Genomic DNA, 25634 nt, shown 5'->3' with positions numbered 1-25634 from the left:
GGGTTGGTAGAGTGACATTTCTTTGCCGGATGGCGGCGCAACGCCGCTTATCCGGCCTACAATCCGCACAGGATTTTGCAGGCCGGATAAGGCGTCAGCCGCCATCCGGCGTAATGGTGACCTTCAAAGCAAGCCGGATAACGACGCCCACCGCATCCGGCCCGGGATTACGACGGCATCGTAATGGACTGCTTCTCTTCGAGCAGTTTCTCCACCACGCCCGGATCGGCGAGGGTTGAGGTATCGCCGAGGTTGCTGGTATCGCCGGCGGCGATCTTGCGCAAAATACGGCGCATGATTTTGCCGGAGCGGGTTTTCGGCAGCGAGTCGGTCCAGTGCAGCACATCCGGCGTCGCCAGCGGGCCAATCTCTTTTCGCACCCAGTTACGCACATCGGTATAAAGTTCCGGCGACGGCTCTTCACCGTGATTGAGCGTCACGTAAGCGTAGATCGCCTGGCCTTTGATATTGTGCGGAATACCGACCACCGCCGCTTCGGCGATTTTCGGGTGCGACACCAGTGCCGACTCAATTTCCGCCGTGCCGAGACGGTGGCCGGAGACGTTGAGCACATCATCCACGCGCCCGGTGATCCAGTAGTAGCCATCTTCATCCCGGCGCGCGCCATCGCCGCTGAAGTACATATTTTTGAAAGTGGAGAAGTAGGTCTGCTCGAAGCGGTCGTGATCGCCAAACAGTGTTCGCGCCTGGCCCGGCCAGGAGTCGGTGATCACCAGGTTGCCCTCGGTCGCGCCCTCCAGCGGATTACCTTCGTTATCCACCAGCGCAGGCTGCACGCCAAAGAAGGGGCGCGTGGCGGAACCGGCTTTCAGCTCGGTTGCACCGGGCAGCGGGGTGATCATAAAACCGCCGGTTTCCGTCTGCCACCAGGTGTCCATCACCGGGCATTTGCCGTTACCGATTTTCGACCAGTACCACTCCCAGGCTTCCGGGTTGATCGGCTCGCCGACGGAACCCAAAATGCGCAGCGAAGAGCGGTCGGTGCCGGCAATCGCTTTATCCCCTTCCGCCATCAGGGCGCGGATCGCCGTCGGCGCGGTGTAGAGAATATTGACTTTATGCTTATCAACCACCTGGCTCATTCGTGCCGGGGTCGGCCAGTTAGGCACCCCTTCAAACATCAGCGTGATGGCGCCGCAGGCCAGCGGGCCGTAGAGCAGGTAGCTGTGGCCGGTTACCCAGCCGACATCGGCGGTACACCAGTAGACGTCGCCCGGATGGTAATCAAAAACATATTTAAATGTGGTTGCCGCATAGACCAGATAGCCGCCGGTGGTGTGCAGCACCCCTTTCGGTTTGCCGGTCGAGCCGGAGGTGTAGAGGATAAAGAGCGGATCTTCCGCGCCCACTTCCACAGGGGTATGCTCATCGCGGGCAGTCGCCGTTAACTCGCTCCACCAGAGATCGCGCCCTTCGTGCCACTCAATATTGCCGCCGGTGCGCTTGAATACCACCACATGCTCAACGCTCTTCACGTTCGGGTTTTTCAGCGCGTCATCGACGTTCTTCTTCAGCGGGATCGCGCGCCCGGCGCGTACACCCTCATCGGCGGTGATCACTAAGCGCGAGCTGGAGTCGATAATGCGCCCGGCAACCGCTTCCGGCGAGAAGCCGCCGAAAATCACCGAATGAACCGCGCCGATACGCGCGCAGGCGAGCATCGCCACCGCTGCTTCCGGCACCATTGGCATATAGATCGCCACGACATCGCCTTTCTTGATGCCCAGATCCAGCAGCACGTTGGCAAAGCGGCAGACATCGCGGTGCAGTTCGCGGTAGGTAAGCGTTTTGCTCTGGTTGGCGTCATCGCCTTCCCAGATAATCGCTGGCTGGTCGCCGCGCTCGGCGAGATGGCGATCGAGACAGTTCGCGGCCAGGTTCAGGGTGCCATCCTGATACCAGTTAATAGCGATATTGCCGGGCGCGAAAGAGGTGTTCTTCACGGTGGTATAAGGTTTAATCCAGTCGAGGATTTTGCCCTCTTCGCCCCAGAAGGTCTCCGGGTCGCTAACGGATTGCTGATATTTGGCCTCATACTGCTGTGGGTTGATCAGGCAACGCTCCGCAATGTTCGCGGGAATATCGTGTTTATGTATTTGGCTCATGGCGGTTGCTCTCCTTGTAAGATGTTAATAATATGTCACAAGAACGTTAATTGTAGGGCCTTTGCCTGCTTTGTTTATTATTTGCGCGATAGATCACGCATTAGGCAATGCAACTGCAAATCAGCCAAACCGTAGGCGTCGTAACGCAGAGGCGCTAAAAAGCGCGCACAGTGAGAAATTTCATTCATAACAGCAAGTTATGGAATTAGGCGATTTGATTACTCAGCTATTGGCTGGATGAAAGGTGAACAAGCGTAAGCACCTGAAAATACACCACTGAACAAATAGTCTATTAATAATTTTCGTCATGGATTATTCACTCTTTAAATAGAAAATCGCAGTGGAAATTTCGGTGTGGGATCGGTTGTACGACATTTCTGATGATTAAAAAGTGCGCAACCGAACAATTTCGGTGCATTAATTTCCAACGTTAAATATTGGAATTACGCAGAGTGAAAAGTTTTTTATAACAATCAGTTAATTTTAATAACTGGAATAAAAGACGGTTTTTCCTTAAAAAATCAGTCAAACCCCCTCCCGCTATAGGGTTGCGCGTTACACCTTGCAAATGGTACTGATAATGCGCGTTAAAAACCCCCGCAATACCGTGCAACGCAAATCATACCCTTTCAGTATGTGTCGTTCCTGTGCATGGAATGGCGCTTCGTTGAGGAAGTCTGTAGTGATGAAAAATATGAAAATCAGCCTGGCCTGGCAGATATTGCTGGCTCTGGTGCTGGGTATTCTTCTGGGTAGTTACTTGCATTATCAGAGCGACAGCCGCGAATGGCTGATTGCGAATTTCCTGTCTCCGGCGGGCGATATCTTTATTCATCTGATCAAAATGATCGTGGTGCCGATTGTCATCTCCACGCTGGTTGTGGGTATTGCAGGCGTTGGCGACGCGAAGCAGCTTGGTCGAATTGGCGCGAAAACCATTATCTATTTCGAAGTGATCACTACGGTCGCGATTGTGCTCGGCATTACGCTGGCCAACGTCTTCCAGCCGGGCGCGGGCATTGATATGTCGCAGCTGGCAACGGTGGATATTTCGAAATACCAAAGCACTACCGCGGACGTGCAGAGCCATGCCCACGGCCTGATGGGGACGATCCTCTCGCTGGTGCCGACCAACATCATCGCGTCGATGGCGAAAGGCGATATGCTGCCGATCATCTTCTTCTCGGTGCTGTTTGGTCTGGGTCTCTCTTCGCTGCCGGCAACGCACCGCGAACCGCTGGTTACCGTCTTCCGTTCCATTTCCGAAACCATGTTTAAAGTCACCCATATGGTGATGCGTTACGCGCCGGTCGGCGTCTTCGCCCTGATTTCGGTGACAGTCGCCAACTTCGGTTTCGCCTCGCTCTGGCCGCTGGCTAAGCTGGTGATCCTTGTCTATGTCGCGATTATCTTCTTTGCGCTGGTGGTGTTAGGTCTGGTGGCGCGCGTCTGCGGGCTGAGCGTCTGGACCCTTATCCGCATCCTGAAAGATGAGCTGATTCTGGCTTACTCCACCGCCAGCTCGGAGAGCGTGCTGCCGCGTATCATCGAAAAGATGGAAGCCTACGGCGCGCCGCCGTCCATCACCAGCTTCGTGGTGCCGACCGGTTACTCCTTTAACCTCGACGGCTCGACGCTTTACCAGAGCATCGCGGCAATCTTTATCGCCCAGCTTTACGGTATCGACCTGTCGCTGTGGCAGGAGATCATCCTTGTGCTGACGCTGATGGTGACCTCGAAGGGCATCGCCGGGGTGCCGGGCGTGTCGTTTGTGGTACTGCTGGCAACCCTTGGCAGCGTCGGTATTCCGCTGGAAGGGCTGGCGTTTATCGCCGGTGTTGACCGTATCCTCGATATGGCGCGTACCGCGCTGAACGTGGTCGGTAACGCGCTGGCGGTGCTGGTGATCGCCAAATGGGAACACCAGTTTGACCGCAAAAAAGCGCAGGCGTACGAGCGCGAAATGCTGGGCAAATTTGATAAAACCGCCGGGCAGTAACCGGCGTATGCTCCCCGGCGCAAGCGTGTCGGGGAGCGTTTCCTCTCTTTGCGTTCACGAAAACGACGCGCCTCTCATTTCTCCACCTCCCTCCCTCTAACTTATTGACACTCTTGATGTGAATGCCATGCTGAGGCCTTCGAACCGGCAGAAGGATGGACGCAATTATGGTTTCGCGTAAACCAGATGATGAGCAGAATGGCGCCGCCTTGCGCCGCGTGCGGCTGGACGATATCGCGACCCGTTGCGGCACATCGCTCAGTACCGTTTCGCGTGCGCTCTCGGGCGAGAAAGGGGTGAGCGAGACGCTGCGGGCCCGCATTCAGGAGGTCGCTCGCGCCATGCGTTACACACCAGCCCAGGAGATTGGCGGCACGCGTATTGTGCTGGCGGTGTCGCAAGCGGCGATGCTTGATTACAACCGCTATCAGTTCAGCTGGTATGTGCTGCAGGGGTTAAAAGAGCGGGCAAAAGTGCTCGGTGTCGAGCTGACGACTCACGCTTTAAGCGGCCAGGATGACCCGGCGTTGCAGGCGCTGCTGAGCGAGCCCGATATCGGCGGCGTACTGGCGTTAACGGTGGACGACCCCGGTTTTCTCACCGCCGTTGCCGGGCTGCGCAAACCGGCGGTGCTGGTCAATAGTGAAGATCCGCTGATGCGCCTCTCCAGTGTGCTGCCCTGCAACCGCTCCGCCACGCGCATGGCCTGCGACTACCTGATTGCCCATGGGCATCAACATATTCTGTTTCTCACCCATCCCGGCCGTCGCACCATTGCGCAGCGGGAAGAGGGGTGGCGGGAAGCGATGCGCGATGCGCACCTCTCCTGCGGCGAGGAGGATATTCTCACCGTGACCGACTGGCTACCGGAGCTGGCCGAGCAGGCAGTGATGGCGTGGTTTGCGAAGGGGAAACACCCGCATACCGCGATTTTGTGTGCCAATGATTCGCTGGCGCTGGGGGCGATGCAAGGGCTGACAAAACTGGGCATCGGCGTGCCGGAGGCGGTGTCGGTGGTCGGCATGAACGATTTGCCACAGGCAGAGTTTGCTTCTCCGGCGCTGACCACGGTGCATCTACCGGTGCAGGAGATGGGTACCCTTGCGCTTGAGCTGTTGCAGGATATGATTGCCGGCAGCGTCGAAACCCCGCGGCGGATTGAACTGGCCTGCGCGATGGTTGAGCGTCAGTCGGTAGCAAAACGGGGCGCCGAAGCGGCCCCGTTTTGAGCGTGAGCGGGTTAATCGAATTTAGCCCGCTCCATTTTTGGCACCAATAGCAGGTACATGACGCCCCAGGCGACCAGATAGGCGACAGAGCTGATGGCAAACAGCGCCCAGTAATTACCCGAAGACTCCAGCACGGCACCAATAACCGTTGAGAAAATCACGCTGCCAATCATGCCGAAGGTGCTGCCGATCCCGACGACGGAGCCGACTGCTGCGTTGGGGAAGAGATCGGAAACGGAGGTCAAAATATTTGCCGACCAGCCCTGGTGCGCGGCCGCCGCCAGGCCGACCAGCGCCACCGCCGCCCACAGATTATCCACCTGGGTGGCGGCAAAAATCGGTGTCACCAGGCAGGCGCAAATCAGCATGGTGGTTTTACGCGCTTTCGCCGCGCTAAAGCCCATATTCATCAGTTTGCCCGGCAACCAGCCCGCGCCAAGGCTGCCGACAATCGCAAACAGGTAGATCACGATCAGCGGTAAACCTAAGCCCTCCATATTCAAGCCACGCGACTCGTTAAGCCACTTCGGCAGCCAGAAGAGGAAGAACCACCAGATCGGGTCGGTCAGCATCTTGCCGAGCGCAAACGCCCACAGCTGGCGATACTTCAGCAGCTGCGTCCATTTGATGGCGGAGACGTTCACCGCCTCCTCTTTATCCTGGCGGATCCACGTCAGCTCCTCCTGGGGGGCTTTATCGCTCGCTTTGCCAAAGGCTAAAAACCACGGGATCAGCCAGACAAAGCCGACGCCGCCGAGGATCAGGAACGCGCCATGCCAGCCGTAATGAATGGCGATAAAGGGAATAAGTGCCGGTGAGATCACCACGCCAATGTTGACCGCCACGCCGAGAATGCCGGTTGCCAGCGTACGCTCTTTTTTCGGGAACCAGTCGGAGATGACTTTCATTGCCGCCGGGAAGTTAGCTGCTTCACCCAACCCGAGGATAACGCGCACAATCATAAAGCCGACCACGGTGCCGACCACCGCATGCAGCATCGCGGCGGCGCTCCATACCACCATGGCGATGGCATAGCTGATGCGGGTGCCGAGCTTATCAATAATGCGCCCGCACACCAGCGTGCCGATGCCGTAGGCAATGGTGAAGGCATTCACCAGCCAGCTATATTCGATCTGCGTCCAGCCGATATCCTTTTGTAGCATCGGTGCCAGCAGGCCGAGGATCTGCCGGTCCATATAGTTGACCGTAGTGGCGAACACCAGCATTGAGCAGATCACCCACCGGTAGTTGCTTTTCGGCTTCGCTACCGCGCGGGCGGGGTTGTGGATCGCATTCGGGTTTACGTCGTTTTGCGCCGCCGCCTGTGGGCTGCGCGCCTTATCAATTTGCGTTTCCATAAACTGTCTCCCGACCCGCACGGTCGCCCGCCGGGTCGTTACGCGCCAGAGGGATTAGAGAGTGAGTTCGCGGCTTTCGCCATCAACGGTCCACGTCGCCGGGTCGAGTGTGCGCCCCTGCGCCTGCACGCGTCCGTCGGCATAAAACAGCACATCACCGTAATTCGCATCGCACACCTGCAGCGTGCCGTTGCTCAGCGTTTCAACGTGCAAACCGGCAAAGTGGCTGGCAAATTGCGCCAGTGTGGTGAGCGCGGGATCGTCATTGAGGCGGATCAGCCAGCAGGTTTCGCGCCCTGCGAGGCGCACTTCGCACTCGCGGGTCGGGCCGCTATCGACCACCTCAAAAGGCTGGTTGCCGGTCAGTTGCACCATGCCTTTACCGCCGCGTAGCAGAATGCGTGCGGCATCGATCTGCCGTTCATCAAAGGCGCTCTGCGCCAGCCACGCGTGGGTAAAGTCCGGTTGCCCGTCGTGCGTGTGGAAGAGAACCACCGCCAGGCCGCGGTATTGCTGCACGCGCGGCAGCGTGCCGCACCCGCCCCAGTAAGAGGGGCGACCAAAGCCGCCGTGCAGGGTTTCGCCTGGGTGATTGATCCACATCTGCGCTTCCGGGCAGTCGCCGATACGCAGGTGGATCGGCGTCTCCTGGTAACCCCATTCGCCCCAGCGATATCCGGCAATCGAGCCCATCGCCGCCTGACCTGTTTTGTAGTGATAGAGGCGAGCAATGCGGTTCGCGCCCTGGGCGAAGCACCACTCCAGCGCGCTGTCCCCCTGCCAGGCGGCAACCTCGGCCAGCTCCGGTGCCAGCGACAATTTTTGCTGGCGCAGCAGCAGTGCGATTTGCGGCAGAACATGGAAGCGGCAGCCATAGTTGCCTTTGCCCCACAGCAGGCGGGAGAGGGCGGAGAGTTCCAGCGAGCGCCCGGCGCGTAAGGTGTATTCGTAGGAGCGCCCCTGCGAGGCGGTAAGCGTTCCCTGGTGGGCAGAACGCGCAATCTGTTCTAATAAACGGGCAATCGCGCGCTGGCTGCGGGCGACGATTTCCGCATCGTCCGCCAGCGCGGCGAGCGCGGTTAACCCTTTTAAATCAATCGGGAAATAGGGGGCTGAGTTCCACTCCGCCATTTCGCACTGCTCGAAATGGTCGAGCCACGCCAGCACGCGGGTGCGTCCGATATCGGCCTGCTCCTGCCCGCGTCGACCGCTGCGCGCAAAGGTGCTGTCGACAAAGAAACTGCCTGCCAGATACGCGGCGGTGTGGAACAGCAGGGCGTGGTTTTCAGAGAAGTACCACTGCACATCATTGCCCGGCTCATCCATCCAGTAGCGGAAGTTGAGGATCGCATGATCGATCTTCGCCCGCGTCCCGGCGGCGATCTGCTCGCCCCAGGCGATACGGCACCACAGCAGCGGCACGAGGGTGAAGTCCGCGCAGTCATGACACGCCTCAACAGAGGGCAGCACCCCTTCAAGCATGGCGTGAGTCTGCGCGTCGTTCATATTACAGGCCAGCCGCGCCAGCGCTTTGACGCTGCTGTATTCGCCCCGGGTCGCCACATAGTGCAGGGCTTCATCGATGCGCGCCTGCTGCGTAGCGGGCACCTGCGCCTGCTGTTCGGCGTGGCAGATCTCCACCCCCAGCGTGCGGGTGATGCGAAAATCCGCTTTCTCTATGCTAATAACAAAATTACGGAAATCGGCGGGCAGCGCTTCGCTCTGCGCAATCTCCACCTCTGTTTCACCTTTTTCCAGCGTCGCCGCCAGCTCGACTGGCTTGTCTAAGGAGATAAAGTCCCCCACGACGCGAATCGCAAGATGCAGCGTCTCCGCTGCCGGTTGCGGGAAGCGCAGACGCACCGGCCCGGAGGTGTAGGTGGCCTGGTCAAATGAGATGCCGTCGAGCAACTGCTCCATATGGCGGGTCATCTCGCCACTGACCGGCGTCGGCAGCGCAATGTGCAGCGGCGCGCCCTGCAGATAGTCGAGCTGGAAGAAGAAGCGAATATCGCGCTCGGCCAGATCGTCAAACCAGACGGCAATCTCGTTTAACCCGGCATTAAGCGCGACCGTAAACTCAAACACGCTCTCAAGGTTACGCTGATAATCCGCCTTCCACGCCACCTCTTTACCGTTCACCGACACGACCGCTGCCCCGCAGGTGGTCAGCCGAAAGGTGTGCTCGCGCGACTGTTCTGCCACAAGATGACTTTTTGCCAGCGCACCAACGCGCGTCGGGCGAAACCAGAAGCCGGAGAGATCGACGCGATCCGAGCCAAACGGAAACCACCATGTTGCCATCGCGGTCTCGCCAAACGGCATCGGCTTTTTCCCGGCGAAAGTGCGCTGAAATTCCGTGCGGCACGGGTAGGTGTGGGGAATAAAGTTTTTATGTTTACTTAAAAAGAAAAAGGGGTCCATCTCGCCCTGCATCGGCTGGTCAGCAACATCATAGGGCAGCGAAGAAACAGGTGATAATTGCCAGTAGCGCACGGCGTTATTTACCGCGAGCGGAAAATAACAATAATTATCTTGAAGCGTTGTCATTATTTTCTCCAGGTACAAGAGGCGTTGTTTTATTTATTTTCTGTCAGACGCAGACCTTCGCTGAGGCATAAAATTGCCAGCGCCTGGCCATAGCCCGTCGGTTGTAGGGGAATATCCTTATAAAATTGCAGGGTTCTGCCCATGCGCGTGCCATAGGAGACATTGTGCACCGTGCCGCGGCTATCAATATTATTTTGCACGGCGGCCAGCGCTTTTAATCCCGCCTCTTTCCAGCGCGCGTCGCCAATGCCGAGCCGCGCGCCTTTTAACAGCCCATAACCAAACCCGGCGGTGGCGGAGATCTCTTCATAGGAGTCGGGGTGATCGAGCAGGGTGTGCCATGCGCCGCTCTCTGCCTGCAAATCGAGCAGGGTGTTGACCTGGGTTTTCAGGCACTCAAGCAGATAGTCACGCACGCCGCCGCCGAGATCCGTGAGTTCAATAAACTCCAGAATGCCAACGGTGATCCAGGCGTTGCCGCGTGCCCAACGCGCATTGGCGAAGTTGCTCTTCTCCGCGAAGCTCCAGCCGTGAAACCATAACCCGGTGCGCGGATCGTTGAGATAGCGAGCGTGGAGCAGGAACTGGCGCACGGCTTCATCTACCAGCTCCTGACGGCCGGAAACAGTGCCGTAATGGCCGAGAAACAGCACCACCATAAACAGCGTATCGTCCCAGATCTCCTGCTCGTTGATGCCGTCGGAGACCACATGCTGAAAGCCACGCTCCGGCGTGCGCGGCAGTTCGCTCATCACGCGATCGGCCCAGGCATCCAGTACCTGCTCATAGCGCGGATTACGGTGATGAGACCAGAAGAGCGACAGCGGCAGCATCGGCGCGGTGGTATTGATATTGAGCGGCGGCAGCCCTTTGGCGATATTCTCCTCAAACCAGCGGTCGATTTGGTTATAAATGTCATCCCGGCGCGTAAATTCCCACAGCCTGACCATGCCAAATAAACCGACGCCCTGCGGCCACTCCCAGCTGATAAAGGAAATATAATCGCCCGGCGTGCCGTCGAGATTTGGCTCATTAAATTTCCCCTCATCTTTTAATGAGGTAAAGCCCTGCAATAATAAATTCAATTGATCACTTAATGTGCGCATTTGCATATTTAATCCCACGCTGAAAATTATTTTATGCGTTGATTAAATCACTTTGATTTTTTAATGCGCAATACGAAAAAATTTTGCGTTTTTAAATTGTGAGCCATGCGGTGATTCTTAACGGGAGGGGTTTACAGGAATGGAAGATAAAACAACAGTTTAATGAAATAATGTTTTAAGTTTTCATGAAGGGCGCAAAATTTTTGCGTTCAGGGGAGACACAAAGAAAACAGGGGCATCTGCCCCTGTTTATTTCATTAACCTTGCTCAGCCCATCGCGCTTTCGCGCAGCCGGGTTTTCAGCTTGCTGTACTCATCAATGACATACTGCTCGGCGGCACGCTGATCGGCGATCGGCTCAATACGCACGGCGCAATATTTATACTCCGGCGTTTTGGTTATCGGGCTTAAGTTCTCCGTCACCAGCTCGTTACAGGCGCCAATCCACCACTGGTAGGTCATATATACCGCCCCCCGGTTTGGGCGATCGCTCACCTGCGCGCGGGTGATGATTCTGCCTTTGCGCGAGTTAACCCACACCAGCGCTTCATCTTCAATGCCCAGCCTTGCGGCGTCGGCAGTGTTGATCTGCGCGTAACCTGGCTCATCCGCCAGCGCGGCGAGCGCGGCGCAGTTACCGGTCATCGAGCGGCAGGAGTAGTGGCCCACTTCGCGCACGGTGGAGAGCACCATCGGATACTCTTCGGTGAGTTTATCCATCGGCGCGACCCAGTCGCAGGTGAAGAACTGCGCTTTGCCGTTCGGCGTATCGAACTGCTCTTTAAACAGATACGACGTCCCCTGATCGGCATCGGAGGTGTCGCGACACGGCCACTGGATGTAGCCCAGCTCACCCATTTTTTCGTAGGTGGCACCGTAGAAGTCCGGGCAGAGATGACGCAGCTCGTCCCAGACCTCCTGCGTGTTGCGGTAGTGCATCGGGTAGCCCATGCGGGTGGCGATCTCGCTGATGATTTGCCAGTCCGTTTTCAGATCCCACTTCGGCTCGACGGCTTTAAAGAAGCGCTGGAAGCCGCGATCGGCTGCGGTGTAGACCCCTTCATGTTCGCCCCACGAGGTCGAGGGCAGGATAACGTCCGCCGCGGCCGCGGTTTTGGTCATAAAGATATCCTGCACAATCACCAGCTCCAGGCCGTCGAACGCTTTACGCACCGCCGACAGCTCGGCATCGGTTTGCAGCGGATCTTCGCCCATGATGTAGGCGGCGCGCACTTCACCGTGCTCCACGCGGTGCGGCAACTCGCTGATGCGATAGCCGGTATGCGCCGGCAAGCTCGCCACGCCCCAGGCTTTGGCGAACTTCTCGCGGTGGGCCTCCACCTTGACATATTGATAGCCAGGGAAGGTGTCCGGCAGCGCGCCCATGTCGCAGGCACCCTGCACGTTGTTCTGCCCGCGCACCGGGTTAACCCCTACGTGCGCTTTGCCGAGGTTGCCGGTAAGCATCGCCAGGCTGGTCAGCGAGCGCACCGTCTCCACCCCCTGGTAAAACTGGGTGACGCCCATGCCCCAGAGGATCGCGGCGGTTTTCGCCCCGGCGTACATGCGTGCGGCCTGGCGAATCTGCTGTGCGCTGACGCCGGTCACCTCTTCAACCGACCCCGGCGTATAGCCTTCAACGATTTTGCGGTACTCCTCGAACCCTTCCGTGCGGCTGGCGACAAACGCCTCGTCGTAGAGTCTTTCCTCAATAATCACATGGCCCATCGCATTCAACAGGGCAATGTTAGAACCGTTTTTCAACGCGACATGGAGATCGGCGATGCGCGCAGTTTCAATTTTGCGCGGATCGCAGACGATGATTTTCGCCCCGTTTTGCTTTGCGCGAATCACATGATTGGCGACGATAGGGTGCGAATCCGCCGGGTTGTACCCAAAGATAAAGAGTAAATCGGTGTTATCGATTTCATTGATGGCATTACTCATCGCGCCATTACCGACCGACTGGTGCAGACCTGCAACCGAGGGGCCGTGTCAGACACGCGCGCAGCAGTCAACGTTATTGGTACCAATAACGGCGCGCGCGAATTTTTGCATGATGTAGTTAGTTTCGTTGCCGGTGCCGCGCGATGAGCCAGTGGTCTGGATCGCATCGGGGCCATATTTTGCTTTGATCTCGCTAAGACGGCTGGCGACATAGTCGAGCGCCTCGTCCCAGGAGACCGACTCCAGTCTGCCGCCGCGCTGGCGGCGAATCATCGGGGTTTTCAGGCGAGGCGTCAGGATCTGGGTATCGTTAATGAAATCCCAGCCGTAATAGCCTTTCAGGCAGAGGGTTCCCTGGTTGGTTCTCCCCTGCGCTGCTTCCGCCCGAACGATTTTGCCGTTATCGACCACGAGGTGAATCTTGCATCCCGAGGCGCAATACGGGCAAACCGTGACGACTTTTTCCATCACTTTCGCTCCAGTTAAAAATTGCGTTTCCGCTGTCGCTCCCGGTTATGCATCTTTTATGCCATCGCAAAGCAGGGGGCGTACGGGGGATATTACGGCGCAAATCAGCGCAAAATAGTGACGAAGCTCAGGCCATCGTCAAAAGTGACGTGTCGAGAGGCGAAGGGGATGTGACCGCGCTTAAAAAATCGGCATTTATTCGCTGCATTTATCAAAGGCAGCCAACAGAATAGGCCAGACTGAGCAAAGCAAGCTGGCGGAAGCGAATAATGAAACCTGCGATTCTGGTGGTCGATGATGATACGGCGGTATGTGCGCTGCTGGAGGATGTGCTGAGCGAGCACGTCTTTACGGTCCATCTTTGTCATAACGGACTGGATGCGATCACGCTCTGCGCACAACACCCGGAGATCGCGCTGGTGCTGCTCGATATGGTGCTGCCCGATATCAACGGCCTGCGCGTATTGCAGCAGTTGCAGAAGATCCGTCCTGCGCTGCCGGTCGTGATGCTGACGGGCATGGGCAGCGAAGCGGATGTTGTGGTCGGCCTGGAGATGGGCGCGGATGACTATATCGGCAAACCGTTTAATGCGCGCGTGTTAGTGGCGCGCGTCAACGCCGTGCTGCGCCGCACCGGTGTGCTGGCGGCCGAAACAGCTGTGGCAAAAAGTGGCGGTTTTGCGTTTAACGGCTGGTATCTTGACCCGATACGCTGCGAACTGAGCAATCCGCAGCAGCAGGTGATCGATTTAACGCAGGGGGAGTACAGCCTGCTGCTGGCGCTGGTGCAAAACGCGCGGCGCGTGCTGAACCGCGAGCAGCTTTTGACCCTGACACACAGTGAGAGCGTGGAGGTGTTTGACCGCACCATCGATGTGTTGATCATGCGCCTGCGGCGCAAGATTGAGGTCAATCCGCATCAACCCACGCTTATCAAAACGCTGCGCGGCCTGGGGTATGTTTTTGCCGCCGATGTCGCGCACGGCGAGCAGGCGGCGTAGAGGGCTTGTTGCCGGATGGCGGCTACGCCTCATGACATTTGTAGCCCCGATAAGCGCAGCGCCATCGGGCATGGGGTGTCGCATTGAGCACATCGCCGGATGGCGGCTACGCCTTATCCGGCCTACGCCGTTTCAGTAACACCTGTCCACATTCGTCATTCGTAGGTTTTGTAGGCCGGATAAGCGCAGCGCCATCCGGCAGATGCCGTTTCAGCAGCGCCGAACCCCATCCGGCACTCGTCACCCGTTACCCCTTCATCCACATGCGGATACCGTCGAGGAACATCTGCGTGGCGAGCATCACCAGGATCAGCCCCATCAGCCGCTCCAGCGCGTTTACCCCTTTCTCGCCCAGCAGCCGCAAAAAGAGCGACGACTGCAACAGAATCGCCACCGTGCCGCCCCAGGCGATCAGCAGGGCAATCACTAAGTGCCCCATCTGATTCGGGTATTGATGCGACAGCAGCATCAGCGTCGCCAGCAGCGTCGGGCCAGCAACCAGCGGGATCGCCAGCGGCACAATAAAGGGCTCTTCCCCGGCGGGAAGGCCAGAGCTGCTGCCGATAGGGCTGGGGAAAATCATCTTGATAGCAATCAAAAAGAGAATGATGCCGCCGGAAATCGATACCGTTTCGGCGCGCAGGCTAAGGACGGAGAGAATTTTCTCGCCGGCGAAGAGGAAAATAAACATCACCAGCAGCGCAATCAGCAGTTCGCGGATCATGATCGCGCGGCGGCGTTTTGGCTCGGTATGCTTTAACACCGACATAAATATCGGCAGGTTGCCCAGCGGATCCATTATTAATATCAACAATACGGCGGCAGAGATGATTTCATTCATTGATTATTATTTCCGGACATTTGCGGCGAAATGCGGTGATTAGCGGCATTTCTAACGCAGTAGCGATCATTTATTAATTTCACTTGCGACTTTGGCTGCATTTTGTAATGTGGAGCGATGTCCAGTTATCGCTGGCTCGCATACACAGCACACATCTTCGCAGGAACTCGTTATGAAAAATGTTGGTTTTATCGGCTGGCGCGGTATGGTCGGCTCCGTCCTCATGCAACGCATGATTGAAGAGCATGATTTTGACGCCATTCGCCCTGTTTTCTTCTCCACGTCCCAGCTCGGCCAGGCCGCGCCCGCGTTCGCAGGCCAGGCGACCGGCACGCTGCAGGATGCGTTCGATCTGGAGGCGCTAAAGGCGCTCGACATCATTGTCACCTGCCAGGGCGGCGATTATACCAACGAAATCTATCCAAAGCTTCGTGAAAGCGGTTGGCAGGGTTACTGGATTGATGCCGCCTCGTCGCTGCGCATGAAAGATGACGCGATTATTATTCTCGACCCGGTAAACCAGGAGGTCATCACCGACGGGCTGAATAAAGGCATTAAAACCTTTGTCGGCGGTAACTGTACCGTCAGCCTGATGCTGATGTCCCTCGGCGGCCTTTTTGCCAACGATCTGGTGGAGTGGGTGTCGGTCGCCACTTACCAGGCCGCGTCCGGCGGCGGTGCCCGTCATATGCGTGAACTGCTGACGCAGATGGGCCAGCTGCATCATCACGTGGCCGCCGAACTGGAAAACCCGGCCTCTGCGATTCTCGATATCGAACGCAAAGTGACGGCGCTGACCCGCAGCGGCGATCTCAGCACCGAGAACTTCGGCGTCCCGCTGGCCGGCAGCCTGATCCCGTGGATCGACAAACAGCTTGATAACGGCCAGAGCCGCGAAGAGTGGAAAGGGCAGGCGGAAACCAACAAAATCCTCAACACTGCGTCAGCCATTCCGGTTGATGGCCTCTGCGTACGCATCGGCGCGCTGCGCTGCCACAGCCAGGCCTTCACTCTCAAACTGAAAAAAGATGTTTCCATTCCGACCATCGAAGAGCTGCTGGCGGCACACAACCCGTGGGCGAAAGTGGTGCCGAACGATCGTGAAATCTCGATGCGCGAACTGACGCCTGCCGCCGTCACCGGCACGCTGACCACTCCGGTTGGCCGTCTGCGCAAGCTGAACATGGGGCCGGAGTACCTCTCCGCCTTTACCGTCGGCGACCAGTTACTCTGGGGTGCGGCAGAGCCGCTACGTCGCATGCTGCGCCAACTGGCGTAGAACAATTCTCCTTATAAGGGTGCTTCGGCACCCTTTTTTTTGATCTTTTTAAATGAAAAGGAGAGAAGGGCGTTTATTTTCCCAGAAGTCTTAAACCGTTGGCTATGCTTTAGGCTGGGTGTCTTACATTTTGCCTGAAAGTGGAACGGAGCAATCAGAGTGCACATGAGGTGCGGCACCGTTCAGGTTCAAAAAAGTATCGCAACCGCACGAAACTACGGTGGAAGGTGCGATACCACAACAACAGGATGAGAACCATGTCTGTTCATGTTGATAAAGACGTGATTAATGCGCTTATTGTCGGCCATTTTGCCGATCCATTTTCTGTTCTCGGAATGCACCGTACCGATGCGGGTCTGGAAGTTCGCGCGCTTTTACCCGACGCCACGGAAGTATGGGTGATTGAAACCAAAACCGGGCGTAAAGTGGCAAAGCTGGAGTGCCTTGACTCTCGCGGTTTCTTCAGCGGCGTCGTGCCGCGCCGCAAAAATCCCTTTAATTATCAGTTTGCCGTCTTCTGGCACGGCCAACAGAATCTGATTGATGATCCTTACCGTTTCGGCCCATTAATTCAGGAGATGGATGCCTGGCTGCTGAGTGAAGGTACCCATCTGCGTCCTTACGAAACGCTGGGCGCCCACGCCGATACGATGGATGGCGTCGTTGGCACGCGTTTCTCCGTCTGGGCACCCAACGCGCGGCGCGTGTCGGTGGTCGGTCAGTTCAACTTCTGGGACGGTCGCCGTCACCCGATGCGCCTGCGCCGCGAAAGCGGCATCTGGGAGTTATTTATTCCCGGCGCGCTGAACGGGCAGCTCTATAAATTTGAATTACTCGATGCGCACGGTCACTTGCGCATCAAATCTGACCCTTATGCCTTTGAAGCGCAGATGCGCCCCGATAGCGCTTCGCTAATTTGCGGCCTGCCGGGCAAAAAAACGCAGAGCGAAGAGCGCAAGCAGGCAAACAATTTCGATGCGCCTATCAGTATTTATGAAGTGCATCTTGGCTCCTGGCGACGCCATACGGATAACAACTTCTGGCTCAGCTACCGCGAGTTAGCCGATCAGCTGGTGCCTTATGCCAAGTGGATGGGTTTTACCCACCTCGAACTGCTGCCCATCAATGAACATCCGTTTGATGGCAGCTGGGGTTATCAGCCTACCGGGATGTATGCGCCGACGCGCCGTTTCGGCACGCGCGACGACTTCCTGCACTTTATCCATACCGCGCATGCTGCCGGTCTTGGCGTGATCCTCGACTGGGTGCCGGGCCACTTCCCGTCCGATGATTTTGGTCTGGCGGAGTTTGATGGCACACACCTCTATGAGCACAGCGATCCGCGCGAAGGGTACCACCAGGACTGGAACACACTGATTTACAACTATGGCCGCCGGGAGGTGAGCAACTACCTGGTCGGTAATGCCCTCTACTGGATTGAGCGTTTCGGTATCGACGCGCTGCGCGTCGATGCGGTGGCCTCGATGATCTACCGCGACTACAGCCGCAAAGAGGGCGAGTGGGTGCCTAACGAATATGGCGGCCGGGAGAACCTCGAAGCGATTAGGTTCCTGCGCGACACCAACCGTATCATCGGCGAACAGGCGCCGGGCGCGGTGACGATGGCGGAAGAGTCGACCGACTTCCCCGGCGTCTCGCGTCCCCCTTCAGGCGGCGGTCTTGGCTTCTGGTACAAGTGGAACCTCGGCTGGATGCACGACACGCTCGATTACATGAAGCTCGATCCGATCTACCGCAAGTATCACCACCATAAGCTCACCTTCGGCATGGTCTACAACCACACCGAAAACTTTATTCTGCCGCTCTCCCATGACGAAGTGGTGCACGGTAAGAAGTCGATTCTGGACCGTATGCCGGGCGACGCGTGGCAGAAGTTTGCCAACCTGCGCGCCTATTACGCCTGGATGTGGGCCTTCCCCGGCAAGAAACTGATCTTTATGGGGTGTGAATTCGCCCAGGGCCGCGAGTGGAACCATGACACCAGCCTCGACTGGCATCTGCTGGAGGGGGATGACAACTGGCACCACGGCGTACAGCGCCTGGTGCGCGATATGAACACCCTCTATCGTCACCATAAGCCGCTGCATGAGCTGGACTTTGACTCCTACGGCTTCGAGTGGCTGGTGGTCGATGATGAAGAGGCGTCGGTGTTTGCCTTTGTCCGCCGTGACAAACAGGGCAACGAAATTATCGTCGTCAGCAACTTTACGCCGGTCTCACGCCCGGGTTACCGCCTCGGTATCAACCAGCCGGGACGCTGGCGCGAAGTGTTAAACAGCGACTCGATGCACTATCACGGCAGCAACACGGGCAACGGGGGCCTGGTGCAGAGCGACGAGATTGCCAACCGCGGGCGTGACAACTCGTTGCTGCTCAACCTGCCGCCGCTCGGCACCATCTGGCTGGTGCGGGAGGGGGAATGATCTCCCTGACGACCGGTTCGGCGAGCCCGCTCGGCGCAGAGGTGCAGAGCGGGGGCGTCAACTTTAGCCTCTTCTCGGCCCATGCTGAGCGCGTGGAGCTGTGCCTGTTCGACGCCGGGGGTAACGAACAGCGCGTCGATCTGCCGGCGCGTTCGGGCGATATCTGGCACGGTTTTCTCCCCGGCGCGAAAGCGGGCCAGCGCTACGGTTATCGGGTGCATGGCCCGTGGCAACCCGCGCAGGGGCACCGCTTTAACCCGGCGAAACTGCTGCTCGATCCCTGCGCGCGGCGCGTTGAGGGCGAGGCGATAGATAGCCCGCTGTTCCACGCCGGTTTCGACGAACCCGACCCCCATGACAGCGCGGCAGTGGGTTTACGCAGCGTGGTGGTCAACGACGCATTTGACTGGGAAGAGGATAAAGCACCGCGCACGCCGTGGGGCAATAGCGTGATTTATGAAGCCCATGTTAAAGGGCTGACCTGGCTGCACCCGGACATTCCGCAGGAGATCCGTGGAACCTATAAAGCGCTCGCGCATCCGGTGATGATCGCCTGGTTTAAACAGCTGGGTATCACCGCCCTCGAACTGCTGCCCATCGCCCATTTTGCCCACGAGCAGCGCCTGCAACGGTTGGGGCTGAGCAACTACTGGGGCTACAACCCGCTGGCGCTTTTTGCGCTCCATCCGGCTTATGCCCACGATCCTGAGCAGGCGATTAACGAGTTCCGTTCGGCAGTGAAAGCGCTGCACGCGGCGGGCATCGAAGTGATCCTCGATATCGTGCTTAACCACAGCGCTGAAACGGATCTGGCAGGCCCGACCTTCTGCCAGCGCGGAATCGACAACCGTAGCTATTATTGGATCAGAGAGGATGGCGATTACCACAACTGGACCGGCTGCGGTAACACGCTCAACCTGAGCCAGCCTGGCGTGGTGGAGTATGCCCACGCCTGCCTGCGCTACTGGGTCGAGACATTTCATATTGATGGTTTCCGCTTTGACCTTGCACCGGTGATGGGGCGCACGCCGGCGTTTAACCCGCAGGCACCGCTATTTGCCGCGATTCAAAACGATCCACTGCTGCGCGATCTGAAGCTGATTGCCGAGCCCTGGGATATCGGCGAGGGCGGCTATCAGGTGGGCAACTTCCCCGCGCCTTTCGCCGAGTGGAATGACCATTTCCGCGATGCTGCCCGCCGCTTCTGGCTGACCGAGTCGCTGCCGATGGGCGCTTTCGCCGGGCGCTTTGCCGCTTCCAGCGATCTCTTTAAACGTAACGGGCGTCTGCCGTCGGCGACGGTCAACCTGGTGACGGCCCATGACGGTTTTACGCTGCGCGACTGCGTCAGCTTTAACCACAAGCACAACCAGGCGAACGGTGAAGATAACCGCGACGGCACTAACGATAACCACAGTTTCAACCACGGCGTTGAAGGGCTGGACGCCAGCCCGGATGTGATGGCGCGTCGGCGCGCAAGCCAGCATGCGCTGCTGGCGACGCTGCTACTGTCGCAGGGGACGCCGATGCTGCTGGCGGGCGACGAGATGGGCCACAGCCAGCACGGGAACAATAACGCCTACTGCCAGGACAACGCCCTGACCTGGCTCGACTGGCGCCAGGCGGATCAAGGGTTAATCGACTTTACTGCTGCGCTTATCAAAGCGCGGGCACACATCGCCGCGCTGACGGCCGATGCGTGGTGGGAAGAGGGTGACGGCAACGTCGCCTGGCTCAATCAGCATGGGCGGCCATTAACGCCGCAGGAGTGGCAGGAGGGGGCGCACCGCCTGCAAATCCTGTTATCGGACAACTACTTACTTGTGATGAACGCCACCTCTGAATTGGCGGAAATAGCGTTACCGACCGGCGACTGGCATGCCCTGTCGCCCTTTGCCGGAGAAGAGAATCCGGTGGTGATAACTGTCTGGCAGGCACCAAAGCACGGCGTGTGCCTCTTTCAGCGGTCAGATAAACGGAGTCAGTCATGGTGAGATTAGATAAGAACGACCCTACAATGTTGGCGCGGCAGCTGCCGTTAAAATCCGTCGCCCTGATTCTGGCCGGCGGACGCGGCACACGCCTGAAAGATTTAACCAAAAAACGCGCCAAGCCTGCCGTGCACTTCGGTGGCAAATTCCGCATCATCGACTTTGCGCTCTCCAACTGCATCAACTCAGGCATCCGCCGCATCGGCGTTATCACCCAGTATCAGTCCCACACGCTGATCCAGCACATCCAGCGCGGCTGGTCTTTTTTCAATAACGAGATGAACGAGTTCGTCGATCTGCTCCCCGCTCAGCAGCGTGTCCACGGCGAAAACTGGTACCGTGGCACCGCCGATGCGGTAACGCAGAACCTGGATATTATTCGCCGCTACGGCGCGGAGTACATCGTCATCCTCGCCGGTGACCATATCTATAAGCAGGATTACTCCCGCATGCTGCTCGACCACGTTGAGAAGGGCGCGCAGTGTACGGTGGCCTGTTTACCGGTGCCGGTGCATGAAGCCACCGCGTTCGGCGTGATGGCGGTCGATGAGAACGATAAAGTGATCGACTTCGTCGAGAAACCGGCCAATCCGCCGAGCATGCCGGGGGATGAGACCCGCGCGCTCGCCAGTATGGGCATCTATATTTTTGACGCCCAGTACCTCTACGATTTGCTGGAAGAGGACGATAAAAACGAAAATTCCAGCCACGATTTCGGTAAAGATATTATTCCGCAAATCGTCAAATCAGGTATGGCGTTCGCCCACCCCTTTCCCTTGTCCTGCGTGCAATCGGACCCGAATTCTGAGCCTTACTGGCGCGACGTCGGCACGCTGGAAGCCTACTGGAAAACCAACCTGGATCTGGCCTCGGTCATGCCCGAACTGGACATGTACGATCAAAACTGGCCTATCCGTACCTATAATCAATCATTGCCGCCGGCGAAATTCGTTCAGGACAGGTCTGGCAGCCATGGCATGACGTTGAACTCGCTGGTTTCCGGCGGCTGCGTTATTTCAGGATCGGTTGTTGTGCAGTCGGTGCTTTTCTCGCGCGTGCGCATCAACTCATTTTGCAATATCGACTCAGCGGTTCTGCTGCCTGATGTCTGGGTCGGGCGCTCTTGCCGCCTGCGCCGCTGCATTATCGACAGAGCCTGCGAGATACCGGAAGGCACGGTGATTGGCGAAAACGCAGAAGAGGACGCACGACGCTTCTACCGATCGGAAGAGGGCATTGTGCTGGTTACGCGCGAAATGCTGCGCAAATTACAAGGTTGAAAGCACCACTTACATCCTTGCGCGGAAGGGGTCCGCGTGCTGTTTTTCCGTGAACGGCAACGCGAGCCGAACGGTTTTGACAGGAGCGATAATGCAGGTTTTACATGTATGTTCTGAGATGTTTCCGTTGCTGAAGACCGGTGGTCTGGCGGACGTGATTGGCGCGCTGCCCGCGGCACAAATTGCCGATGGGGTAGATACGCGCGTTCTGCTGCCTGCGTTCCCGGATATTCGCCGTGGTGTAACCGACGCAAAAGTGATCTCCCGCCGCGACACCTTCGCCGGCAAGATCTCTCTGCTGTTCGGCCACTTCAACGGGGTGGGGATCTACATGATCGATGCGCCGCACCTCTATGAGCGCCCCGGTAGCCCCTACCATGACACTAACCTGTTCGCCTACACCGATAACGTGCTGCGTTTTGCGCTGCTCGGCTGGGTCGGCAGTGAAATGGCCTGTGGCCTCGATCCCTTCTGGCGGCCGGATATTGTGCATGCGCACGACTGGCACGCCGGGCTGACACCCGCATATATGGCGCTGAAAGACCATTCGGCAAAATCGGTATTTACCGTGCATAACCTTGCCTATCAGGGCATGTTTTATGCGCAGCATATGGATGACATTGAGCTGCCATGGTCCTTCTTTAACATGCACGGGCTGGAGTTCAACGGTCAGATCTCCTTCCTGAAAGCGGGGCTCTACTACGCGGATCACATCACCGCCGTCAGCCCGACCTACGCGCGGGAGATCACCGAACCGCAATATGCGTATGGTATGGAAGGGCTACTGCGCCAGCGCCAGAAAGAGGGCCGCCTGAGCGGTATTCTCAACGGCGTTGACGAGAAGATTTGGGACCCGGCCACCGACCTGCTGCTCGGCGCGCGCTACACGCGCGACACGCTGGAGGAGAAGGCGGAGAACAAACGCCAGTTGCAGATCGCCATGGGGCTGAAAGTGAACGACAAAGTGCCGCTGTTTGCGGTGGTAAGCCGTTTGACCAGCCAGAAAGGGCTCGATCTGGTGCTGGAAGCGCTGCCCGGTTTGCTGGAGCAGGGGGGGCAGTTAGCGCTGCTTGGCGCGGGCGATCCGGTGTTGCAGGAGGGGTTCCTCGCGGCCGCGGCGGAGCACCCAGGCCAGGTCGGCGTGCAGATTGGTTACCACGAAGCCTTCTCGCACCGCATTATGGGCGGCGCAGATGTCATTCTGGTGCCGAGCCGCTTTGAGCCGTGCGGGTTAACGCAGCTCTATGGTTTGAAATATGGCACCTTGCCGCTGGTGCGACGCACCGGCGGGCTGGCCGATACCGTCTCTGACAGTTCGCTGGAGAACCTCGCCGATGGCGTGGCCAGCGGGTTTGTCTTTGAGGACAGCAACGCACTGGCGTTGCTTCGCGCGATTCGTCGTGCTTTCGTATTGTGGTCCCGCCCTTCGCTATGGCGCTTTGTACAACGCCAGGCGATGGCAATGGATTTTAGCTGGCAGGTCGCAGCGCAGTCTTACCGCGATCTTTACACTCGGTTGAAATAGTTTTCCAGGAATCACGCATATGAATGCTCCGTTTACCTATGCTTCACCGACACTCAGTGTCGAGGCATTGAAACACTCGATTGCCTATAAACTGATGTTCACGATCGGTAAAGATCCGGTTATCGCTAACAAACATGAGTGGCTGAACGCCACGCTGTTCGCGGTCCGCGATCGGCTGGTGGAGCGCTGGCTGCGTTCTACCCGCGCACAACTCTCGCAGGAGGTGCGTCAGGTCTACTACCTGTCAATGGAGTTCCTGATTGGGCGTACACTCTCCAACGCGCTGCTCTCACTCGGTATTTATGAGGATGTGAAAAACGCGCTGGATGAGATGGGGCTCGATCTTGAAGAGCTGATCGATGAAGAGAACGATCCGGGCTTAGGTAACGGCGGCCTCGGGCGGCTGGCAGCCTGCTTCCTCGATTCGCTGGCAACCCTCGGGCTGCCGGGGCGTGGCTACGGCATTCGCTATGATTACGGCATGTTCAAACAGAACATCGTTGAGGGGCGTCAGAAAGAGTCCCCCGATTACTGGCTGGAGTACGGCAACCCGTGGGAGTTCAAACGCCACAACACGCGCTACAAAGTGCGGTTTGGCGGGCGCATTCAGCAGGAGGGGAGAAAGAGCCGCTGGGTTGAAACCGAAGAGATCCTCGCGGTGGCTTACGACCAAATTATCCCCGGTTATGACACAGACGCGACCAATACACTGCGTTTGTGGAACGCGCAGGCCAGTAGCGCGATTAACCTCGGTAAATTCAACCAGGGCGACTACTTCGCGGCGGTGGAGGATAAAAACCACTCCGAGAACGTCTCCCGTGTGCTCTACCCGGATGACTCGACCTACTCCGGGCGCGAGCTGCGTCTGCGCCAGGAGTACTTCCTGGTCTCGGCAACGGTGCAGGACATTCTGCATCGCCACTACCAGCTGCATCAGACCTACAGTAACCTGGCGGACAAAATCGCCATTCACCTCAATGACACCCATCCGGTGTTGTCGATCCCGGAACTGATGCGTCTGCTGATTGACGAGCATAAGTTTGAGTGGGATGAGGCGTTTGAAGTCACCTGCCAGGTCTTCTCCTACACCAACCATACGTTGATGAGCGAAGCGCTGGAGACGTGGCCGGTGGAGATGCTCGGCAAGATCCTGCCGCGCCATCTGCAGATCATCTTTGAAATTAACGACTACTTCCTGAAGACGTTGCAGGAGCAGCATCCGAACGATATCGAGCTGCTGAGCCGCACGTCGATCATTGATGAGTCGAGCGGCCGCCGCGTGCGTATGGCGTGGCTGGCGGTGGTGGTGAGCCATAAAGTGAATGGCGTTTCGGAGCTGCACTCCAACCTGATGGTGCAGTCGCTATTTGCCGATTTCGCCGCCATCTTCCCGATGCGTTTCCTCAACGTCACCAACGGCGTGACGCCGCGCCGCTGGCTGGCGCTGGCTAACCCGTCGCTCTCGGACGTGCTGGATGAGCATATCGGCCGCACCTGGCGCACCGATCTCAGCCAGCTGAGCGAGCTTGAGCAGCATATCGACTTCCCGACGGTGAACCAGGCGGTGCGCCATGCCAAGCTGGAGAACAAGAAGCGGCTGGCGACGGTGATCGCTCAGCAGCTTAATGTGGTGGTCAACCCGAAAGCGCTGTTCGATGTGCAGATCAAACGTATTCATGAGTACAAACGTCAGCTGATGAATGTGCTGCACGTTATCACCCGCTATAACCGGATCAAGGCCGATCCGACGGCGGAGTGGGTGCCGCGTGTCAATATCTTTGCCGGTAAAGCGGCCTCGGCCTACTACATGGCGAAGCACATTATTCATCTCATCAACGATGTCGCGCAGGTGATCAACAACGATCCTGATATCGGCGATAAGCTGAAAGTGGTCTTTATCCCCAACTACAGCGTCAGCCTCGCGCAGGTGATCATTCCGGCGGCGGATCTTTCAGAGCAGATCTCGCTGGCGGGCACCGAAGCGTCGGGTACCAGTAATATGAAGTTCGCCCTTAACGGTGCGCTGACCATCGGTACGCTGGATGGCGCGAATGTGGAGATGCTGGAGCACGTCGGCGAGGAGAATATCTTTATCTTTGGTAACACCGCGGATGAGGTGGAAGAGCTGCGTCGTCAGGGCTATAAACCGCGCGAGTACTACGAAAAAGATGAAGAGCTGCACCAGGTGCTAACGCAGATCGCCACCGGTTTGTTTAACCCGCAGGATCCAGGACGCTATCGCGATCTGGTTGATTCGCTGATTAACTTTGGTGACCACTACCAGGTGCTGGCGGATTTCCGCAGCTATGTCGACTGTCAGGATAAAGTGGATGCGCTCTATCAGCATCCGGAAGAGTGGACCACCAAAGCGATGCGCAATATCGCCAACATGGGCTACTTCTCCTCTGACCGCACGATCCAGGAGTACGCCGAGCATATCTGGAATATCAAGCCGGTGCGCCTTTAGCTGAAAACGCGCAGGCCGGATAA

Annotated in this window: 15 protein-coding genes; 9 read left to right on the top strand and 6 right to left on the bottom strand. The window is 57.7% G+C overall.

Translation table 11 applies throughout. The features are described from left to right. Window positions 1-167: 167 nt before the first annotated feature. On the bottom strand, window positions 168-2126 hold the full coding sequence (gene acs / locus PU683_RS18935; RefSeq protein ID WP_277174096.1) for an acetate--CoA ligase: 1959 nt from the start codon (window positions 2124-2126) through the stop codon (window positions 168-170). A 685-nt stretch (window positions 2127-2811) separates the two neighbouring features. Here acs and gltP point away from each other — a divergent pair. Together gltP and PU683_RS18925 are read left to right on the top strand one after the other, a co-directional pair. Continuing rightward, entirely contained in the window at window positions 2812-4125 is a 1314-nt protein-coding gene (gene gltP / locus PU683_RS18930; RefSeq protein ID WP_277174095.1) for a glutamate/aspartate:proton symporter GltP, read from the top strand. A 167-nt stretch (window positions 4126-4292) separates the two neighbouring features. Continuing rightward, complete coding sequence (locus PU683_RS18925) at window positions 4293-5354, top strand: LacI family DNA-binding transcriptional regulator (RefSeq protein WP_277174094.1); 1062 nt, start codon at window positions 4293-4295, stop codon at window positions 5352-5354. Window positions 5355-5365: 11 nt separating this feature from the next. Here the strand turns inward: PU683_RS18925 and PU683_RS18920 are convergent, their stop codons facing one another. The 4 genes from PU683_RS18920 to fdhF all read right to left on the bottom strand — a co-directional run bounded on the left by PU683_RS18920 (window position 5366) and on the right by fdhF (window position 12783). Then, window positions 5366-6712 carry an MFS transporter gene (locus PU683_RS18920; protein WP_277174093.1) on the bottom strand — a complete coding sequence of 449 codons (1347 nt, stop codon included), beginning with the start codon at window positions 6710-6712 and terminating at the stop codon, window positions 5366-5368. Window positions 6713-6766: 54 nt separating this feature from the next. Beyond that, window positions 6767-9262 (bottom strand): hypothetical protein, encoded by a 2496-nt coding sequence (locus tag PU683_RS18915; protein ID WP_277174092.1) that lies wholly within the window; start codon window positions 9260-9262, stop codon window positions 6767-6769. 29 nt (window positions 9263-9291) lie between these two features. Beyond that, on the bottom strand, window positions 9292-10374 hold the full coding sequence (gene bglB, locus PU683_RS18910; RefSeq protein WP_346771063.1) for a beta-galactosidase BglB: 1083 nt from the start codon (window positions 10372-10374) through the stop codon (window positions 9292-9294). A gap of 261 nt (window positions 10375-10635) precedes the next feature. Then, a complete protein-coding gene (gene fdhF, locus PU683_RS18905; protein WP_277174089.1) occupies window positions 10636-12783 on the bottom strand; it encodes a formate dehydrogenase subunit alpha in 2148 nt (715 codons plus the stop codon). A 269-nt stretch (window positions 12784-13052) separates the two neighbouring features. Here fdhF and PU683_RS18900 point away from each other — a divergent pair, with 269 nt between their 5' ends. Beyond that, window positions 13053-13784 (top strand): response regulator, encoded by a 732-nt coding sequence (locus tag PU683_RS18900; protein ID WP_277174087.1) that lies wholly within the window; start codon window positions 13053-13055, stop codon window positions 13782-13784. A 247-nt stretch (window positions 13785-14031) separates the two neighbouring features. Here PU683_RS18900 and PU683_RS18895 read toward each other — a convergent pair whose 3' ends face one another. Continuing rightward, window positions 14032-14625, bottom strand: a complete 594-nt coding sequence (locus PU683_RS18895) for a YhgN family NAAT transporter (RefSeq protein WP_277174085.1) — start codon at window positions 14623-14625, stop codon at window positions 14032-14034. 172 nt (window positions 14626-14797) lie between these two features. Here PU683_RS18895 and asd point away from each other — a divergent pair, with 172 nt between their 5' ends. From asd to glgP, 6 genes are all read left to right on the top strand, one after another. Further along, entirely contained in the window at window positions 14798-15904 is a 1107-nt protein-coding gene (asd, locus tag PU683_RS18890) for an aspartate-semialdehyde dehydrogenase (protein ID WP_277174084.1), read from the top strand. A gap of 257 nt (window positions 15905-16161) precedes the next feature. Then, complete coding sequence (gene glgB, locus PU683_RS18885; RefSeq protein WP_277174081.1) at window positions 16162-18348, top strand: 1,4-alpha-glucan branching enzyme; 2187 nt, start codon at window positions 16162-16164, stop codon at window positions 18346-18348. Then, window positions 18345-20342 (top strand): glycogen debranching protein GlgX, encoded by a 1998-nt coding sequence (gene glgX, locus PU683_RS18880; protein ID WP_277174079.1) that lies wholly within the window; start codon window positions 18345-18347, stop codon window positions 20340-20342. Before glgB ends, glgX begins: the two co-directional genes overlap by 4 nt. Further along, on the top strand, window positions 20336-21619 hold the full coding sequence (gene glgC / locus PU683_RS18875; protein WP_277174078.1) for a glucose-1-phosphate adenylyltransferase: 1284 nt from the start codon (window positions 20336-20338) through the stop codon (window positions 21617-21619). The genes glgX and glgC overlap by 7 nt, the downstream gene beginning before the upstream one ends. 91 nt (window positions 21620-21710) lie before the next feature. Beyond that, a complete protein-coding gene (glgA, locus tag PU683_RS18870; protein WP_277174076.1) occupies window positions 21711-23144 on the top strand; it encodes a glycogen synthase GlgA in 1434 nt (477 codons plus the stop codon). Window positions 23145-23163: 19 nt separating this feature from the next. Next, window positions 23164-25611 carry a glycogen phosphorylase gene (glgP, locus tag PU683_RS18865; protein WP_277174074.1) on the top strand — a complete coding sequence of 816 codons (2448 nt, stop codon included), beginning with the start codon at window positions 23164-23166 and terminating at the stop codon, window positions 25609-25611. Window positions 25612-25634: the final 23 nt, after the last annotated feature.

It is taken from the genome of Candidatus Kosakonia sp. 282A-S69 (genome assembly GCF_029433855.1).
GTDB lineage: Bacteria > Pseudomonadota > Gammaproteobacteria > Enterobacterales > Enterobacteriaceae > Kosakonia > Kosakonia cowanii_A.
Note: the sequence above shows the minus strand (reverse complement) of the source record. Positions and strands in the feature narration are given on the sequence as shown.